Origin of the sequence: Bacillus thuringiensis, assembly GCF_022095615.2 — a bacterium.
Taxonomy (GTDB): Bacteria; Bacillota; Bacilli; order Bacillales; family Bacillaceae_G; genus Bacillus_A; species Bacillus_A cereus_AG.
Map to the genome: position 1 here is coordinate 12,501 of NZ_CP155559.1, position 15,000 is coordinate 27,500.

The window sequence follows — 15,000 nt, forward strand, 5'->3', positions numbered from 1 at the left end:
TGGGGAAGCTCCTTATGGAGCGAAGTCTTTGATTCCCCGCTGCCAAGAAAAGCTTCTAGCGAGATAAAAGGTGCCTGTACCGCAAACCGACACAGGTAGGCGAGGAGAGAATCCTAAGGTGTGCGAGAGAACTCTGGTTAAGGAACTCGGCAAAATGACCCCGTAACTTCGGGAGAAGGGGTGCTTTCTTAACGGAAAGCCGCAGTGAATAGGCCCAAGCGACTGTTTAGCAAAAACACAGGTCTCTGCGAAGCCGTAAGGCGAAGTATAGGGGCTGACACCTGCCCGGTGCTGGAAGGTTAAGGAGAGGGGTTAGCGTAAGCGAAGCTCTGAACTGAAGCCCCAGTAAACGGCGGCCGTAACTATAACGGTCCTAAGGTAGCGAAATTCCTTGTCGGGTAAGTTCCGACCCGCACGAAAGGTGTAACGATTTGGGCACTGTCTCAACCAGAGACTCGGTGAAATTATAGTACCTGTGAAGATGCAGGTTACCCGCGACAGGACGGAAAGACCCCGTGGAGCTTTACTGTAGCCTGATATTGAATTTTGGTACAGTTTGTACAGGATAGGCGGGAGCCATTGAAACCGGAGCGCTAGCTTCGGTGGAGGCGCTGGTGGGATACCGCCCTGACTGTATTGAAATTCTAACCTACGGGTCTTATCGACCCGGGAGACAGTGTCAGGTGGGCAGTTTGACTGGGGCGGTCGCCTCCTAAAGTGTAACGGAGGCGCCCAAAGGTTCCCTCAGAATGGTTGGAAATCATTCGTAGAGTGCAAAGGCATAAGGGAGCTTGACTGCGAGACCTACAAGTCGAGCAGGGACGAAAGTCGGGCTTAGTGATCCGGTGGTTCCGCATGGAAGGGCCATCGCTCAACGGATAAAAGCTACCCCGGGGATAACAGGCTTATCTCCCCCAAGAGTCCACATCGACGGGGAGGTTTGGCACCTCGATGTCGGCTCATCGCATCCTGGGGCTGTAGTCGGTCCCAAGGGTTGGGCTGTTCGCCCATTAAAGCGGTACGCGAGCTGGGTTCAGAACGTCGTGAGACAGTTCGGTCCCTATCCGTCGTGGGCGTAGGAAATTTGAGAGGAGCTGTCCTTAGTACGAGAGGACCGGGATGGACGCACCGCTGGTGTACCAGTTGTTCTGCCAAGGGCATAGCTGGGTAGCTATGTGCGGAAGGGATAAGTGCTGAAAGCATCTAAGCATGAAGCCCCCTCAAGATGAGATTTCCCATAGCGTAAGCTAGTAAGATCCCTGAAAGATGATCAGGTTGATAGGTTCGAGGTGGAAGCATGGTGACATGTGGAGCTGACGAATACTAATAGATCGAGGACTTAACCATATAATATGTAGCAATGTTATCTAGTTTTGAAGGAATATGCCTTCATAGTTTGGTGATGATGGCAGAGAGGTCACACCCGTTCCCATACCGAACACGGAAGTTAAGCTCTCTAGCGCCGATGGTAGTTGGGACCTTGTCCCTGTGAGAGTAGGACGTCGCCAAGCAATTAAAAACACAAGTCTTTTGACTTGTGTTTTTTTTTATTTCCCATGAAATAGGCTCGGTTCTGTTAGTAAAAAAGACGAAATATAGTAAGGGATTTTTTGAGCAGAAATAGTAAGAAATTGATAAATAAATGGATAATCTTCAGAGCCATAGCTCCCAAGTAAATCATACCACCAATCTGTTTCGTATCTAGAAATCATACTTAAATTGTAGAGCAATAAATAATGAACAAGAAGTTCAGGTAATACTGGCTTAGGATTTCTCGGGTCAGTTGGAATTGGTAAGTAATAAGTATCAGCAAGATATTCGTAGTATAAGGGCGTACTATATATAGGGTTCCACGACTGGATAGGAGCTGTAAAAAGCAAATTCGATCCGCTCGTTTTCCCGGAGACATGTTGTATGGATAAATGCTTACAAATTGATTCAATGTAACGTGAAAATCTTTCTGAAGTCATATGAAGTCGATCTAGTATGTTGGCCGAAAAGGAAAGTTCATTTGTGTTTTTTGAATCAATTTTATATAAAGTGCCCCCTCTTTGACTATAGCGGAATAAATTTTGTAATTCGGGAATATTTCCCATTAAATCTAGCATGTTAAACTTCTCTGCTTCTAAGTGTTTCATGTGAAACAGCTGTTCTGCAACATGAGTAAATAATCCATTTTTTTGCACCTTCACCTCATCTTCTAAAAATTGATACCCCTGTTTTTTTCGTTTGCGAGTCGTAACACCATGAGCTAAAACAGTAGTGGATTCTGGATAGTTAGGATCAATAGTTAGTAAGCAGGCTTTAAAAAGTTGACTCATTCCATAAAACAATAACATTGGCTGAATCGAAAAGGGGGCTACCTTATATAATTCATAATAATTTTTCCCGTGTTCTAAGTAATAAATAAAGGGATAACAATTTTCAAAACTTTTTTTTTCAGCATCTTGTATGGAGGATTTTTCATAGCAACGGGCAAGATAACGTTGTACATTTTGAGATGAAAAGAAGAAACTTAATTGCTGCCAAGTGCAATGTGTTTGATGCATATATTACGCTCCTTTTATTGTCTAAAAATTCTAACATATATATACGTCCTTGACAGTATTTTAACCAATTGATAAGCTACTAATAATAATTTCTGGTATCATGGGGGGAACAATTATGTGGGAATCTAAATTTGTTAAAGAAGGTTTGACTTTTGATGACGTATTACTTGTACCAGCAAAGTCAGATGTACTACCAAGAGAAGTAAGTGTTAAAACAGTTTTATCTGAAAGCTTACAGTTAAATATCCCGTTAATTAGTGCAGGAATGGATACAGTAACAGAAGCTGATATGGCTATTGCAATGGCTCGTCAAGGCGGTTTAGGAATTATTCATAAAAACATGTCTATCGAACAACAAGCGGAGCAAGTTGATAAAGTAAAACGTTCTGAAAGTGGCGTTATTTCAGATCCTTTCTTTTTAACTCCAGAACATCAAGTATATGATGCAGAGCATCTTATGGGAAAATACCGTATCTCAGGTGTACCGGTTGTAAATAATTTAGACGAGCGAAAATTAGTTGGTATTATTACAAACCGTGATATGCGTTTTATCCAAGACTACTCAATCAAAATTTCCGACGTAATGACAAAAGAAAAGCTAATTACAGCTCCAGTTGGTACAACGCTGGAAGAAGCTGAAAAGATCCTACAAAAGTACAAGATTGAAAAACTCCCTCTCGTTGATAACAACGGTGTATTACAAGGGCTTATTACAATAAAAGATATCGAAAAAGTAATTGAATTCCCAAATTCTGCGAAGGATAAGCAAGGACGCTTATTAGTTGGAGCAGCGGTTGGTGTAACGGCTGATGCTATGCTTCGTATCGACGCATTAGTAAAAGCTAGCGTAGATGCAATCGTACTTGATACAGCTCATGGACATTCTCAAGGTGTTATTGATAAAGTAAAAGAAGTTCGTGCGAAATATCCAGCACTAAATATTATCGCTGGAAATGTTGCTACTGCTGAAGCAACGAAAGCATTAATTGAAGCGGGTGCAAACGTAGTTAAAGTTGGTATTGGACCAGGCTCTATCTGTACAACACGCGTTGTAGCTGGCGTTGGTGTACCACAATTAACAGCAGTTTATGATTGTGCAACAGAAGCTCGTAAACACGGTATTCCAGTTATTGCTGATGGTGGTGTTAAGTACTCTGGTGACATGGTAAAAGCTTTAGCAGCAGGGGCACACGTTGTTATGCTAGGTAGTATGTTTGCTGGTGTTGCTGAAAGCCCTGGAGAAACTGAAATTTACCAAGGTCGTCAATTTAAAGTATATCGTGGTATGGGTTCTGTCGGAGCAATGGAAAAAGGAAGTAAAGATCGTTACTTCCAAGAAGGAAATAAAAAACTTGTTCCAGAAGGTATTGAAGGCCGAGTGCCATATAAAGGACCTTTAGCAGATACAGTTCATCAATTGGTTGGTGGATTACGTGCCGGTATGGGATATTGCGGAGCACAAGATTTAGAATTCTTACGTGAGAATGCACAATTCATTCGTATGTCAGGTGCTGGTTTACGTGAAAGTCACCCTCATCACGTACAAATTACAAAAGAGGCTCCAAACTACTCATTATAATGTCTGATATACAAATAGACGGAGATTTGATATCTCTGTCTATTTTTTTTTGATTATGTTAGAATAACGGTTATGTGAGTACATAGATATTGGGGGTAACAAACGTGAAAGGTATGTTTTGCAAAAGATTCATTGCTTTGGTAACAGTGCTTACACTAGCTTGTAGCATCTTTATACCATATAGCAATGCATCAGCTGAAACAGGAGCTGCTTTAAACATTGAAGCAGGTGCGGCAATTTTAGTTGAAGCGAATTCTGGGAAAATTGTATATCAAAAGAATGCAGATGAATTATTATCCATTGCTAGTATGACAAAGATGATGAGTGAATATTTAGTTCACGAAGCAGTGGATAAAGGAAAACTTAAGTGGGATCAAAAAGTTAAGGTTTCTGAATATGCATATAAGGTTTCACAAGATGCTTCCTTATCAAATGTTGCATTAGAGAATGGTGGCTCTTATACAGTAAAAGAGCTATACGAGGCAATGGCAATATTTTCCGCAAATGGTGCAACAATTGCATTAGCAGAAGCAATTGCAGGTAAAGAAGTAGACTTCGTAAAAATGATGAATGATAAATCGAAAGAACTAGGGTTGAAAAATTATAAATTTGTCAATTCTACAGGTTTAACGAATAAAGATTTAAAGGGAATGCATCCTGAAGGAACAACAGCGGATGAAGAAAATAAAATGTCTGCAAAGGATGTTGCAACTTTAGCACAACATTTAATTAAAGATTATCCAAAAGTGTTAGATACAGCAAAAATCCCGAAAAAAGAATTCCGTCCAGAAAAAGAGAAGTTTGCAATGTCGAACTGGAACTGGATGTTAAAGGGCTTAGTGAAAGAATATGATGGCGTAGATGGCCTGAAAACAGGCTCGACTCCAGAAGCAGGGGATTGCTTCACTGGTACGGTCGAAAGAAACGGAATGCGTTTTATTTCTGTAGTTATTAAAACAAGTTCTCATACAGCACGTTTTGATGAAACAAAGAAGCTATATGATTATGGATTTGCTAACTTTGAAATGAAGCAAATGTATAAAAAAGATTCTTCAGTAAAAGGACAAGAAACAGTACGAGTAGAAAATGCTAAAGATAAAGATGTAGCAGTTCAAACAAAACAAGCTGTTTCACTTCCAGTGCCAAAAGGAAGTAAAGATGTTTATAAAGCAGAATTAAAAGAAGCAAATAAGGGACAAGAAGCACCTATTAAAAAGGGAGCTGCACTTGGCAACATGGTAATCACACCAAAAGATGCGAATGATCCTGGATTTTTATCTGGTAAGTCATTACAAATAGATCTTGTAACAACATCTGCAGTAGAAGAAGCGAATTGGTTTACTCGCTCTATGCGCGGAATTGGTTCTTTCTTTAGTGGTATATGGAATAGTGCTGTTGATACAGTAAAAGGTTGGTTTTAAAAGCTCCTCATTGTAGGGGCTTTTTCTTATTCCTATTTTTCATACCGACTTTATGAAAAAGTAGTAGACAAGCATCTGATAGTTAGTGGTAGAATGTAAGAGTATTCTTAATTTTCGCCTTTAACGGGGAAAAGCAATTCACCTAGGGGGGTTTTTGTAACATGACAAATGTAACAGGGACAGAACGTGTAAAACGTGGAATGGCAGAAATGCAAAAAGGCGGCGTTATTATGGACGTAATTAACGCTGAACAAGCAAAAATTGCAGAAGAGGCAGGCGCAGTTGCCGTTATGGCATTAGAGCGTGTACCAGCAGATATTCGTGCAGCAGGTGGCGTTTCTCGTATGGCAGACCCAACAATCGTTGAAGAAGTTATGGGTGCGGTGTCAATTCCGGTTATGGCAAAATGCCGTATCGGTCACCTTGTAGAAGCACGTGTATTAGAATCATTAGGGGTAGACTATATCGATGAGAGTGAAGTATTAACTCCTGCCGATGAAGTATACCATTTAAATAAACGTGATTACACAGTTCCATTTGTATGTGGTTGCCGTGATATTGGAGAAGCAGCACGTCGTATTGCAGAAGGTGCATCTATGCTTCGTACAAAAGGTGAACCAGGAACAGGAAACATTGTAGAGGCAGTGCGTCATATGCGCCAAGTCAATGCAGAAATCCGTCAAGTTGCAAGTCTACGTGAAGATGAGTTAATGACATATGCAAAAAATACTGGTGCTCCTTATGAAGTACTACTTGAAATTAAACGCCTTGGTCGTTTGCCAGTTGTAAACTTCGCAGCAGGTGGTGTAGCAACACCAGCAGATGCAGCGTTAATGATGCAACTTGGTGCGGATGGTGTATTTGTTGGATCTGGTATCTTCAAATCAGAGAATCCAGAGAAATTTGCACGCGCAATCGTTGAAGCGACGACTCATTATGAGGATTACGAACTAATTGCAAGCCTTTCTAAGGGATTAGGTAATGCGATGAAAGGTATCGAAATTTCAACGTTATTACCAGAACAACGCATGCAAGAGCGTGGATGGTAATTGAAGGAGAACTTTAAAATGGTGAAAATCGGTGTACTAGGTCTTCAGGGTGCAGTTCGTGAGCATGTAAAATCAGTTGAAGCAAGTGGTGCAGAAGCTGTTGTTGTAAAGCGTATAGAGCAACTTGAAGAGATTGATGGTCTTATTTTACCAGGCGGTGAAAGCACAACAATGCGCCGTCTTATTGATAAGTATGCTTTCATGGAGCCACTTCGTACATTCGCGAAGTCTGGTAAACCAATGTTTGGTACATGTGCAGGTATGATTCTTCTTGCAAAAACACTTATTGGCTATGAAGAAGCACATATTGGTGCTATGGATATTACAGTAGAGCGCAATGCGTTCGGACGCCAAAAAGATAGCTTTGAAGTTGCACTTTCAATTAAAGGTGTAGGAGAAGAATTTATTGGTGTATTTATTCGTGCTCCGTATGTTGTAAATGTAGCTGATGATGTTGAAGTACTTTCCACACATGGTGATCGAATGGTAGCAGTAAAACAAAATCAGTTTTTAGCTGCTTCATTCCATCCAGAATTAACGGATGATCATCGTGTGACAGCATACTTTGTAGAAATGGTAAAAGAAGCGAAAATGAAAAAAGTTGTATAAGTAACTTGCAACTTGTATAAGATTATAGTAAATTGATGGTAACAATTTTATAAAATAAGCGTGTTGATAGGAAGTAGTAACAAATGCCGTTTCTTATAGAGAGTCGATGGTTGGTGGAAATCGATAGAAACAGTTTGTGAATCCATCCTGGAATGGAATGTGGAATATCTTTATGATTAGTAAACATTCCCGGTGAAGAGCCGTTATTTCTACTTGAGAGGAAGGCGGTAATGCTTTCAACTAGGGTGGCAACGCGGGTTAACTCCCGTCCCTTTATATAGGGACGGGAGTTTTTTGTGTTTTATAAAATAAAAGGAGGAGTATATAATGCTTGATATTAAATTTTTACGTACAAATTTTGAAGAAGTAAAAGCAAAGTTACAGCATAGAGGCGAAGATTTAACTGATTTTGGTCGTTTTGAAGAGCTGGATACGAGAAGAAGAGAATTACTTGTTCAAACAGAGGAATTAAAAAGTAAACGTAACGAAGTATCTCAACAAATCTCTGTATTGAAGCGCGAAAAGAAAGATGCAGAAGCTCTAATTCTAGAAATGCGTGAAGTTGGAGAGAAAGTAAAAGATCTTGATAATGAGCTTCGTACAGTTGAAGAAGATTTAGAAAGATTAATGTTATCTATTCCAAATATCCCTCATGAATCTGCTCCAGTTGGTGAAACAGAAGATGATAATGTAGTAGCGCGTACTTGGGGAGAAGTGAAAGAATTTGCTTATGAACCAAAACCACATTGGGATCTTGCTACAGATTTAGGGATTTTAGATTTTGAGCGTGCTGGGAAAGTAACGGGAAGCCGCTTTGTATTCTATAAAGGTGCTGGCGCGAGATTAGAGCGTGCTTTAATTAGCTTTATGCTGGATCTTCATACTGACGAGCATGGATACGAAGAAGTATTACCTCCGTATATGGTAAACCGTGCAAGTATGACAGGAACAGGACAACTTCCGAAATTTGAAGAAGATGCATTCCGCATTGAAAGTGAAGATTACTTCTTAATTCCAACAGCTGAAGTACCTGTAACGAACATGCACCGTGATGAAATCTTAAATAAAGATCAATTGCCTATACGATATGCTGCATTTAGCTCTTGTTTCCGTTCTGAAGCAGGTTCAGCTGGCCGTGATACACGTGGCTTAATTCGTCAGCATCAGTTCAATAAAGTAGAGCTTGTAAAATTCGTAAAACCAGAAGATTCTTATGAAGAGTTAGAAAAACTAACAAATGATGCAGAACGCGTGTTACAATTATTAGAGTTGCCATATCGCGTTATGAGCATGTGCACAGGCGATTTAGGATTTACAGCAGCGAAGAAATACGATATCGAAGTATGGATTCCAAGCTATGGCACATATCGTGAGATTTCTTCTTGTAGTAATTTTGAGGCTTTCCAAGCGAGACGTGCAAATATCCGTTTCCGTCGTGAGCCAAACGGAAAACCAGAACATGTTCATACATTAAATGGATCTGGTCTTGCAATTGGCCGTACGGTTGCAGCTATTTTAGAGAACTACCAACAAGAAGATGGTACAATTACAATTCCAGAAGTTCTTCGCCCTTATATGGGAGGAAAAGCAGTTATTAAGTAAATTTAAACATTCATCGGTATGAGTGATTGGTAATTATGAGCATTGTCAGTACTGAAATGTAGGAGGGGAAAGGTAAATTTCCCCTTTCCTCATAATTTATTTTAGTAGGGTTGACTAACTGTTTTTCTTTTGATATTATATTTGATGTCAATATGGAGGTATACCCAAGTCTGGCTGAAGGGATCGGTCTTGAAAACCGACAGGCGGCGAGAGTCGCGCGGGGGTTCGAATCCCTCTACCTCCTCCAGATATAATTGACAACAGCGCATATAAGTGGAGATTGGAGAACTCGTTACCAACACGTAACGAGTTTTTATTTTAAAACCAATCATAAAGTATGGTGTAGGGCGATTTTCTCCTTATTACACACTCATATTCCGATGATTATCTTCATAGATATGAAAGGAGTCAACATGGATCTTATTATACAAACGTTTCCTTTAGATGGAAAAACTTTATATTATGTACAATGTCCTGTCTGTAAGAACAATAGAATTTTAAACAGTGGTGCAAATGTGTCACGCATTATAAGCGATGATACATTCCGTAAACTTTGTGGTTGCACTTGTGATGTAAAGCAAACTGCAACAAAAGTAGAGGCGCCAAAAAAAGTTGAAAAAGAAGCTGTAAAGAAAGAAGCAGCTCCAAAACGTACAGGTAAAGTATTAACAGCAGTGATTAACGGGAAAGAAATGACTGTTAAAGAGATTGCTGAAACATACGATATTAGTACAAGTACTGTTCGCCAGCGTATTAATGCTGGGAAACCTGAGAGTGAAATTATTGCTCCGACAAAAAAGAAGTAATTTAATAGAAAAACCCGTGCATATGCACGGGTTTTTTATTTTACAAGTTTACGTGTTTGTTTTAAAAAATGGCCAATTTTTTTAATGATTGGTTCAATTGAATCGCCATCTTTTAAAATATCATATTCATTAATGTTTAATCGTAAAACAGGGCATGCATTAAAGTTATTAATCCAGTTTTCGTAACGGCCATGCATCTCTTTCCAATACTCAATTGGTGTTTGTTGTTCCATTGGACGTCCGCGTTCTTGAATACGATCAACAATATCATCGAAAGAACCTTCTAAGTAAATTAATAAATCAGGATGAGGGAAGTAAGGAGTCATGACCATAGCGTCAAATAAACCTTTGTATGTTTCATAATCAGTTTCCGTCATTGTACCTTTTTCATGATGCATCTTTGCAAAAATGCCGGTGTCTTCATAGATAGAGCGATCTTGAACAAAACCGCCACCGTATTCAAAAATTCTTTTTTGTTCTTTAAATCGTTCTGCTAAAAAGTACACTTGCAAGTGGAAGCTCCAGCGTGTGAAATCAGCATAGAACTTGTCCAAATACGGGTTTGAATCTACCTTTTCAAATGATGTGCGATAGCCTAAAGCGTTAGCTAATGCAGTTGTCATAGTTGATTTACCCACACCTACTGTTCCAGCAATCGTGATTACTGCGTCATTTGGTATATCATATTTTTGCCTTAAATTCATTGTTATTTCGACTCCTTTAAGAGAGTATTTTGAAGGGCGGATAGGATGACGTTTAAATCATCAGGATTTTTTACAAAATCAATATCGTCTCCGTTAAATTTTAATACTGGGATATCTGGATGATCCTTTTTAAAAGTATCCATTGCTGTTTCGTAATCTTTTGTGAGCTGTAGTAAGTAATTTGGATCCATGTTTTTTTCGAATTCTCTTCCGCGCATCGCAATTCGTGTTTGTAATGTTTCCAAGCTAGCTGTTAAATAAACGATAACGTTTGGTACAGGCATATCTTGTGTAAGGATACGATAGATTTGCATGTACTTGTCGTATTGAGAATTCTTTAATGTACGTGATGCGAAAATTAAATTTTTAAATATATGATAATCCGCTACTACTGGCTTCCTTTGATTCAAATACTTTATGTTAATATCTTCTAATTGTTTGTATCTATTACAAAGAAAGAACATCTCTGTTTGAAAACTCCATTCGTCGATGTCTTCATAGAATTTTCCTAAAAAAGGATTCTCATCAACAATCTCTTTTAGTAAGTGGAGTTGCATGTGAGTTGAAATTGCCTTCGCAAGTGAGGTTTTTCCAACACCAATTGGTCCTTCAACCGTGATAAATGGTACTCCGGTCACGCTGTTTCCTCCTTTCAATCAGTGATTTACCGTGACTACTAAAAACACAAAACAGAATTATTGTAGCACAAGAGGGAAGCGAGCGGGTTAATTTGATATAAAAAGTTAGAAAATAGATATATGTATTAATTAATTTTTATTTGAGATGACGGTACTATATTTGCTTTTAATGTGGCTTCCATTATTTTTAAAGCATGCAGATTATCCTGATCATGATTAGAGGCGATACAGTCCTGTGGTACATACAGTGTATAATTTCTCATATGAGCATCGTTAGCTGTAAAGAGGATACATATATTCCCGGCGACTCCTGTCAATATTAGATTTTCTATTTTTAAATAGCCTAATAAAGAATTTAAAGGTGTTTCATAAAAAGCAGAGTAATGTGGTTTAATAAAAATGTAATCATCAGTATTTGGAGCAATCTTATGAATGATATTTTCACTATACTCATTTGTACAATGAGTAATTAATTGGTCAATATCAGATCTCCAAAGTTGATAATGGTCATTAACATAAATTATGGGATAGCCAAAGGAGTTCATTGTTTTCTTTAATCGTAAAATAGGATTTGTTATAATTTCGCATTTTTTGGCTAGGATGGGACCGTGTGAAAATTGAAAATCATTAATCATATCGATAATGAGTAAGGCAGTATTCTTCATATGTAATCTCCTCTCTTTTTTATTAGGGTGGATTGAATTTGTAAAAGTTATCCCATGTGTAGTAAATGGAAATAAGTGTACTTTATTTGTAATGAAAGGACTATGGTATGGAACACGATCAAGATATTTATTTTATGCAGTTAGCAATAGAAGAGGCTAAAAAAGCAGAGGCAATACAAGAAGTACCGATTGGTGCAGTTATAGTGTTAGATGATGAAGTAATTAGTGTTGCTCATAATTTAAGAGAAACTGAACAAAGATCAATAGCTCACGCTGAGTTGTTAGCTATTGATGAGGCTTGCAAAAAATTAGGGACATGGCGTTTAGAAGATGCGACGCTATATGTAACATTAGAGCCTTGTCCGATGTGTGCGGGTGGAATTGTTTTATCACGAGTGAAGCGAGTTGTATATGGTGCAAGTGATCCGAAAGGTGGATGTGCAGGGACGTTGATGAATCTTTTGACGGATGAACGCTTTAATCATCAATGCGAGGTAGTGACTGGTGTATTAGAAGAAGAATGCGGTCAGTTGCTAACAAACTTTTTTAGAGAGCTTCGGAAAAAAAGAAAAGCGATAAAAAAATTAGAGAAAAGTAACGAGAATTAACGTATTTGCATTTTATAAAAAAACAAGTTATACTGATAATGCCTTTTAATGAAGGCAACCGAATATTGGTTTTAACTTTGCCGTGCTAAGCGGGGAGGTAGCGGTGCCCTATACTCGCAATCCGCTCTAGCGAGGCCGAATCCCTTCTCGAGGTTATGCTGCTGTAAGGTCTGCCTTAAGTAAGTGGTGTTGACGTTTGGGTCCTGCGCAACGGGACCCCGTGAACCTTGTCAGGTCCGGAAGGAAGCAGCAATAAGCGGGTCTTCTCGTGTGCCGCAGGAGTGCCTGAACCGAGCTAACTGCTTGAGTAACGCTTATGGTACGTAATCGACAGAAGGTGCACGGCAGTTATATATGTATACAAAACTCACCTTAATACTAAGGTGGGTTTTTTGTATAGAAAATAACTTTTGGAATCTATAAACAGAATGGGTTATAATAAATGAGATAATAACCTTTAAGGGAGGCCGTATTTTCGTGTCATACCAAGCGTTATACCGAACATGGAGACCGCAAAAGTTTGAAGATGTAGTTGGTCAAAAGCACGTGACAAAAACGTTGCAAAATGCCCTTCTTCAAGAGAAAGTTTCACATGCTTATTTATTTTCTGGGCCGAGGGGAACAGGAAAAACGACAATTGCAAAAGTATTTGCAAAAGCAATCAACTGTGAACACGCTCCGGTAGCTGAACCTTGTAATGAATGTCCTTCTTGTTTGGGGATTACACAAGGATCCATTTCAGATGTATTAGAAATTGATGCGGCTTCAAATAACGGTGTAGATGAAATTCGAGATATTAGAGATAAAGTAAAATATGCTCCAAGTGCTGTAGAATATAAAGTATACATTATTGATGAAGTCCACATGCTTTCCATGGGTGCCTTCAATGCGCTTTTAAAAACGTTAGAAGAGCCACCAGGACACGTCATCTTTATTTTGGCGACAACAGAACCGCATAAGATTCCGCCTACAATCATTTCACGTTGCCAGCGTTTTGAATTTCGAAAAATATCAGTAAATGATATTGTTGAGAGATTATCGACGGTTGTGACGAATGAAGGTACGCAAGTAGAAGATGAGGCGTTACAAATTGTTGCACGTGCCGCTGAAGGTGGTATGCGTGATGCGCTTAGTCTTATTGATCAGGCAATATCTTATAGTGATGAGACAGTTACAACAGAAGATGTATTAGCTGTGACAGGTTCTGTTTCCCAGCAATACTTAGGTAACTTAGTAGAATGTATACGTGAAAATGATGTATCAAGAGCATTACGTATCATAGATGAGATGATGGGTAAAGGGAAAGATCCAGTTCGTTTTATGGAAGATTTCATTTACTATTATCGCGATATGCTTTTATATCAAACTTCACCACAACTGGAACATATGTTGGAACGAGTAATGGTAGATGAGCAATTCCGGATGTTAAGTGAAGAAATGCAACCGGAAATAATCTATGAAATCATTCATACTCTTAGTAAGGGACAACAGGAAATGAAGTGGACAAATCATCCGCGAATTTTCTTAGAAGTTGTTATGGTACAACTGTGTCAACAGTTTATGATGCAAGCAAATGGTGCAGATCGTTTACAAGCAATTATGAACAGGATGCAGCAATTGGAGAAAGAGTTAGAACAAGTCAAAAAGAATGGTGTGCCGGCTGGTGTGCAGCAGGAAGTCAGAGAGACACGTGCAACACCAAAGCCAGTGCGGACAGGTAGTATGAAGATTCCTGTCGGACGCGTAAATGAAGTGTTAAAACAAGCAAAGCGTCAGGATTTAGAACAATTAAAAGCTGTGTGGGGCGAGTTGTTAGGAAGACTCAAAGCATACAACAAAGTAGCGTTTGCTGTTTTATTAGAAAATAGCGAACCGGTAGCAGCTTCGGATGATACTTACGTTTTAGCGTTTCAATATGAGATTCACTGTAAAATGGCAAGCGAAAATCGAGAAGCTATGGATACAGTGGAACAAGCTTTATTTGAATTGCTAAGTAAAAGATTAAATATGATTGCCATTCCCAAAAGTGAATGGGGTAAAATCCGTGAAGATTTTTTACAGCGTGAAGGCGGGGATTCTGAAGAAAGCCCAGAGAAAAAAGAAGATCCTCTTATAGAAGAGGCAGTAAAGTTAGTAGGACAAGAACTTATTGAAATAAAAGAGTAATAATAATTAGGAGGAATTAATTATGATGCGTGGCGGAATGGGAAATATGAATAATATGATGAAACAAATGCAAAAAATGCAAAAAGATATGGCAAAAGCGCAAGAAGAGCTTGGTGACAAAACAGTTGAAGGTACAGCTGGCGGCGGTATGATTACAGTTATTGCAAATGGTCATAAGCAAATTCTTGAAGTGAAAGTTAAAGAAGAAGTTGTAGATCCGGAAGATATCGAAATGTTACAAGACTTAGTGCTAGCTGCAACAAATGATGCACTTAAAAAAGCTGATGAACTTTCGAATTCTACAATGGGTAAATTTACAAAAGGCTTGAACTTACCAGGTGGAATGTTCTAGGAGGATACTGATATATGCATTATCCAGAACCGATATCGAAATTAATTGATAGTTTTATGAAGTTGCCAGGGATCGGACCGAAAACAGCGGTTCGCTTGGCATTTTTCGTATTAGATATGAAAGAAGATGATGTGTTAGGTTTTGCAAAAGCACTTGTGAATGCGAAGCGAGATCTAGCGTATTGTTCTGTATGCGGACATATTACTGACCGCGATCCTTGTTATATTTGTAATGATTCACATCGAGATCAAT

At 38.9% G+C, this 15,000-nt stretch carries 14 protein-coding genes, 1 tRNA gene, 2 rRNA genes, 1 other RNA gene and 1 other annotated feature (2 of these 19 running past the window's edge); of the genes, 14 read left to right on the forward strand and 4 right to left on the reverse strand.

What is annotated here, in order from left to right; translation table 11 throughout:
- Together KZZ19_RS00050 and rrf are read left to right on the forward strand one after the other, a co-directional pair.
- Nucleotides 1-1,347 (forward strand): 23S ribosomal RNA (locus KZZ19_RS00050) (it extends 1,574 nt beyond the left edge of the window).
- 48 nt (nucleotides 1,348-1,395) lie between these two features.
- A 5S ribosomal RNA gene (gene rrf, locus KZZ19_RS00055) occupies nucleotides 1,396-1,511 on the forward strand.
- A 36-nt stretch (nucleotides 1,512-1,547) separates the two neighbouring features.
- Here the strand turns inward: rrf and KZZ19_RS00060 are convergent.
- Nucleotides 1,548-2,549 carry a YaaC family protein gene (locus KZZ19_RS00060; RefSeq protein ID WP_088094765.1) on the reverse strand — a complete coding sequence of 334 codons (1,002 nt, stop codon included), beginning with the start codon at nucleotides 2,547-2,549 and terminating at the stop codon, nucleotides 1,548-1,550.
- A gap of 115 nt (nucleotides 2,550-2,664) precedes the next feature.
- Between KZZ19_RS00060 and guaB the strand changes: the two genes are divergently transcribed.
- From guaB to KZZ19_RS00095, 7 genes are all read left to right on the forward strand, one after another.
- Nucleotides 2,665-4,128, forward strand: coding sequence for an IMP dehydrogenase (gene guaB / locus KZZ19_RS00065; protein WP_237982798.1), 1,464 nt, complete (start codon nucleotides 2,665-2,667; stop codon nucleotides 4,126-4,128).
- A 113-nt stretch (nucleotides 4,129-4,241) separates the two neighbouring features.
- Nucleotides 4,242-5,549 (forward strand): D-alanyl-D-alanine carboxypeptidase DacA, encoded by a 1,308-nt coding sequence (gene dacA, locus KZZ19_RS00070; RefSeq protein ID WP_237982800.1) that lies wholly within the window; start codon nucleotides 4,242-4,244, stop codon nucleotides 5,547-5,549.
- A 161-nt stretch (nucleotides 5,550-5,710) separates the two neighbouring features.
- Nucleotides 5,711-6,598: a pyridoxal 5'-phosphate synthase lyase subunit PdxS gene (gene pdxS / locus KZZ19_RS00075; protein WP_000186157.1), complete on the forward strand. Its 888-nt coding sequence runs from the start codon at nucleotides 5,711-5,713 to the stop codon at nucleotides 6,596-6,598.
- Between the two features lie 18 nt (nucleotides 6,599-6,616).
- The gene (gene pdxT / locus KZZ19_RS00080; protein WP_076542836.1) at nucleotides 6,617-7,207 is read left to right on the forward strand and encodes a pyridoxal 5'-phosphate synthase glutaminase subunit PdxT; all 591 of its coding nucleotides are present in this window, start codon (nucleotides 6,617-6,619) and stop codon (nucleotides 7,205-7,207) included.
- A 54-nt stretch (nucleotides 7,208-7,261) separates the two neighbouring features.
- Nucleotides 7,262-7,483: a binding site (T-box leader), on the forward strand.
- Nucleotides 7,484-7,534: 51 nt separating this feature from the next.
- On the forward strand, nucleotides 7,535-8,809 hold the full coding sequence (serS, locus tag KZZ19_RS00085; protein WP_088094769.1) for a serine--tRNA ligase: 1,275 nt from the start codon (nucleotides 7,535-7,537) through the stop codon (nucleotides 8,807-8,809).
- A gap of 154 nt (nucleotides 8,810-8,963) precedes the next feature.
- Nucleotides 8,964-9,056, forward strand: a tRNA-Ser gene (locus tag KZZ19_RS00090).
- A gap of 166 nt (nucleotides 9,057-9,222) precedes the next feature.
- Nucleotides 9,223-9,615 carry a DUF3797 domain-containing protein gene (locus KZZ19_RS00095; protein ID WP_140386630.1) on the forward strand — a complete coding sequence of 131 codons (393 nt, stop codon included), beginning with the start codon at nucleotides 9,223-9,225 and terminating at the stop codon, nucleotides 9,613-9,615.
- 35 nt (nucleotides 9,616-9,650) lie between these two features.
- Here the strand turns inward: KZZ19_RS00095 and KZZ19_RS00100 are convergent, their stop codons facing one another.
- The 3 genes from KZZ19_RS00100 to KZZ19_RS00110 all read right to left on the reverse strand — a co-directional run bounded on the left by KZZ19_RS00100 (nucleotide 9,651) and on the right by KZZ19_RS00110 (nucleotide 11,622).
- The gene (locus KZZ19_RS00100; protein WP_001053583.1) at nucleotides 9,651-10,319 is read right to left on the reverse strand and encodes a deoxynucleoside kinase; all 669 of its coding nucleotides are present in this window, start codon (nucleotides 10,317-10,319) and stop codon (nucleotides 9,651-9,653) included.
- A gap of 2 nt (nucleotides 10,320-10,321) precedes the next feature.
- Entirely contained in the window at nucleotides 10,322-10,957 is a 636-nt protein-coding gene (locus KZZ19_RS00105) for a deoxynucleoside kinase (protein WP_237982797.1), read from the reverse strand.
- Between the two features lie 125 nt (nucleotides 10,958-11,082).
- Nucleotides 11,083-11,622 (reverse strand): isochorismatase family cysteine hydrolase, encoded by a 540-nt coding sequence (locus KZZ19_RS00110; protein WP_237982796.1) that lies wholly within the window; start codon nucleotides 11,620-11,622, stop codon nucleotides 11,083-11,085.
- A gap of 107 nt (nucleotides 11,623-11,729) precedes the next feature.
- On the opposite strand from KZZ19_RS00110, the gene tadA reads away from it, so the two are divergent.
- The 5 genes from tadA to recR form a co-directional block, all read left to right on the forward strand.
- Nucleotides 11,730-12,230 carry a tRNA adenosine(34) deaminase TadA gene (gene tadA, locus KZZ19_RS00115; RefSeq protein ID WP_237982795.1) on the forward strand — a complete coding sequence of 167 codons (501 nt, stop codon included), beginning with the start codon at nucleotides 11,730-11,732 and terminating at the stop codon, nucleotides 12,228-12,230.
- Nucleotides 12,231-12,310: 80 nt separating this feature from the next.
- Nucleotides 12,311-12,575, forward strand: an RNA gene (ffs, locus tag KZZ19_RS00120) — signal recognition particle sRNA large type.
- A gap of 132 nt (nucleotides 12,576-12,707) precedes the next feature.
- Nucleotides 12,708-14,396: a DNA polymerase III subunit gamma/tau gene (gene dnaX / locus KZZ19_RS00125; protein ID WP_237982794.1), complete on the forward strand. Its 1,689-nt coding sequence runs from the start codon at nucleotides 12,708-12,710 to the stop codon at nucleotides 14,394-14,396.
- A 25-nt stretch (nucleotides 14,397-14,421) separates the two neighbouring features.
- Nucleotides 14,422-14,748 (forward strand): YbaB/EbfC family nucleoid-associated protein, encoded by a 327-nt coding sequence (locus KZZ19_RS00130; protein WP_237982799.1) that lies wholly within the window; start codon nucleotides 14,422-14,424, stop codon nucleotides 14,746-14,748.
- A 14-nt stretch (nucleotides 14,749-14,762) separates the two neighbouring features.
- On the forward strand, nucleotides 14,763-15,000 hold the 5' portion of the coding sequence (gene recR, locus KZZ19_RS00135; protein WP_000559170.1) for a recombination protein RecR. It continues 359 nt past the right edge of the window; 238 of the gene's 597 nt are visible here — the first part of the coding sequence; the start codon lies at nucleotides 14,763-14,765; the stop codon falls past the right edge of the window.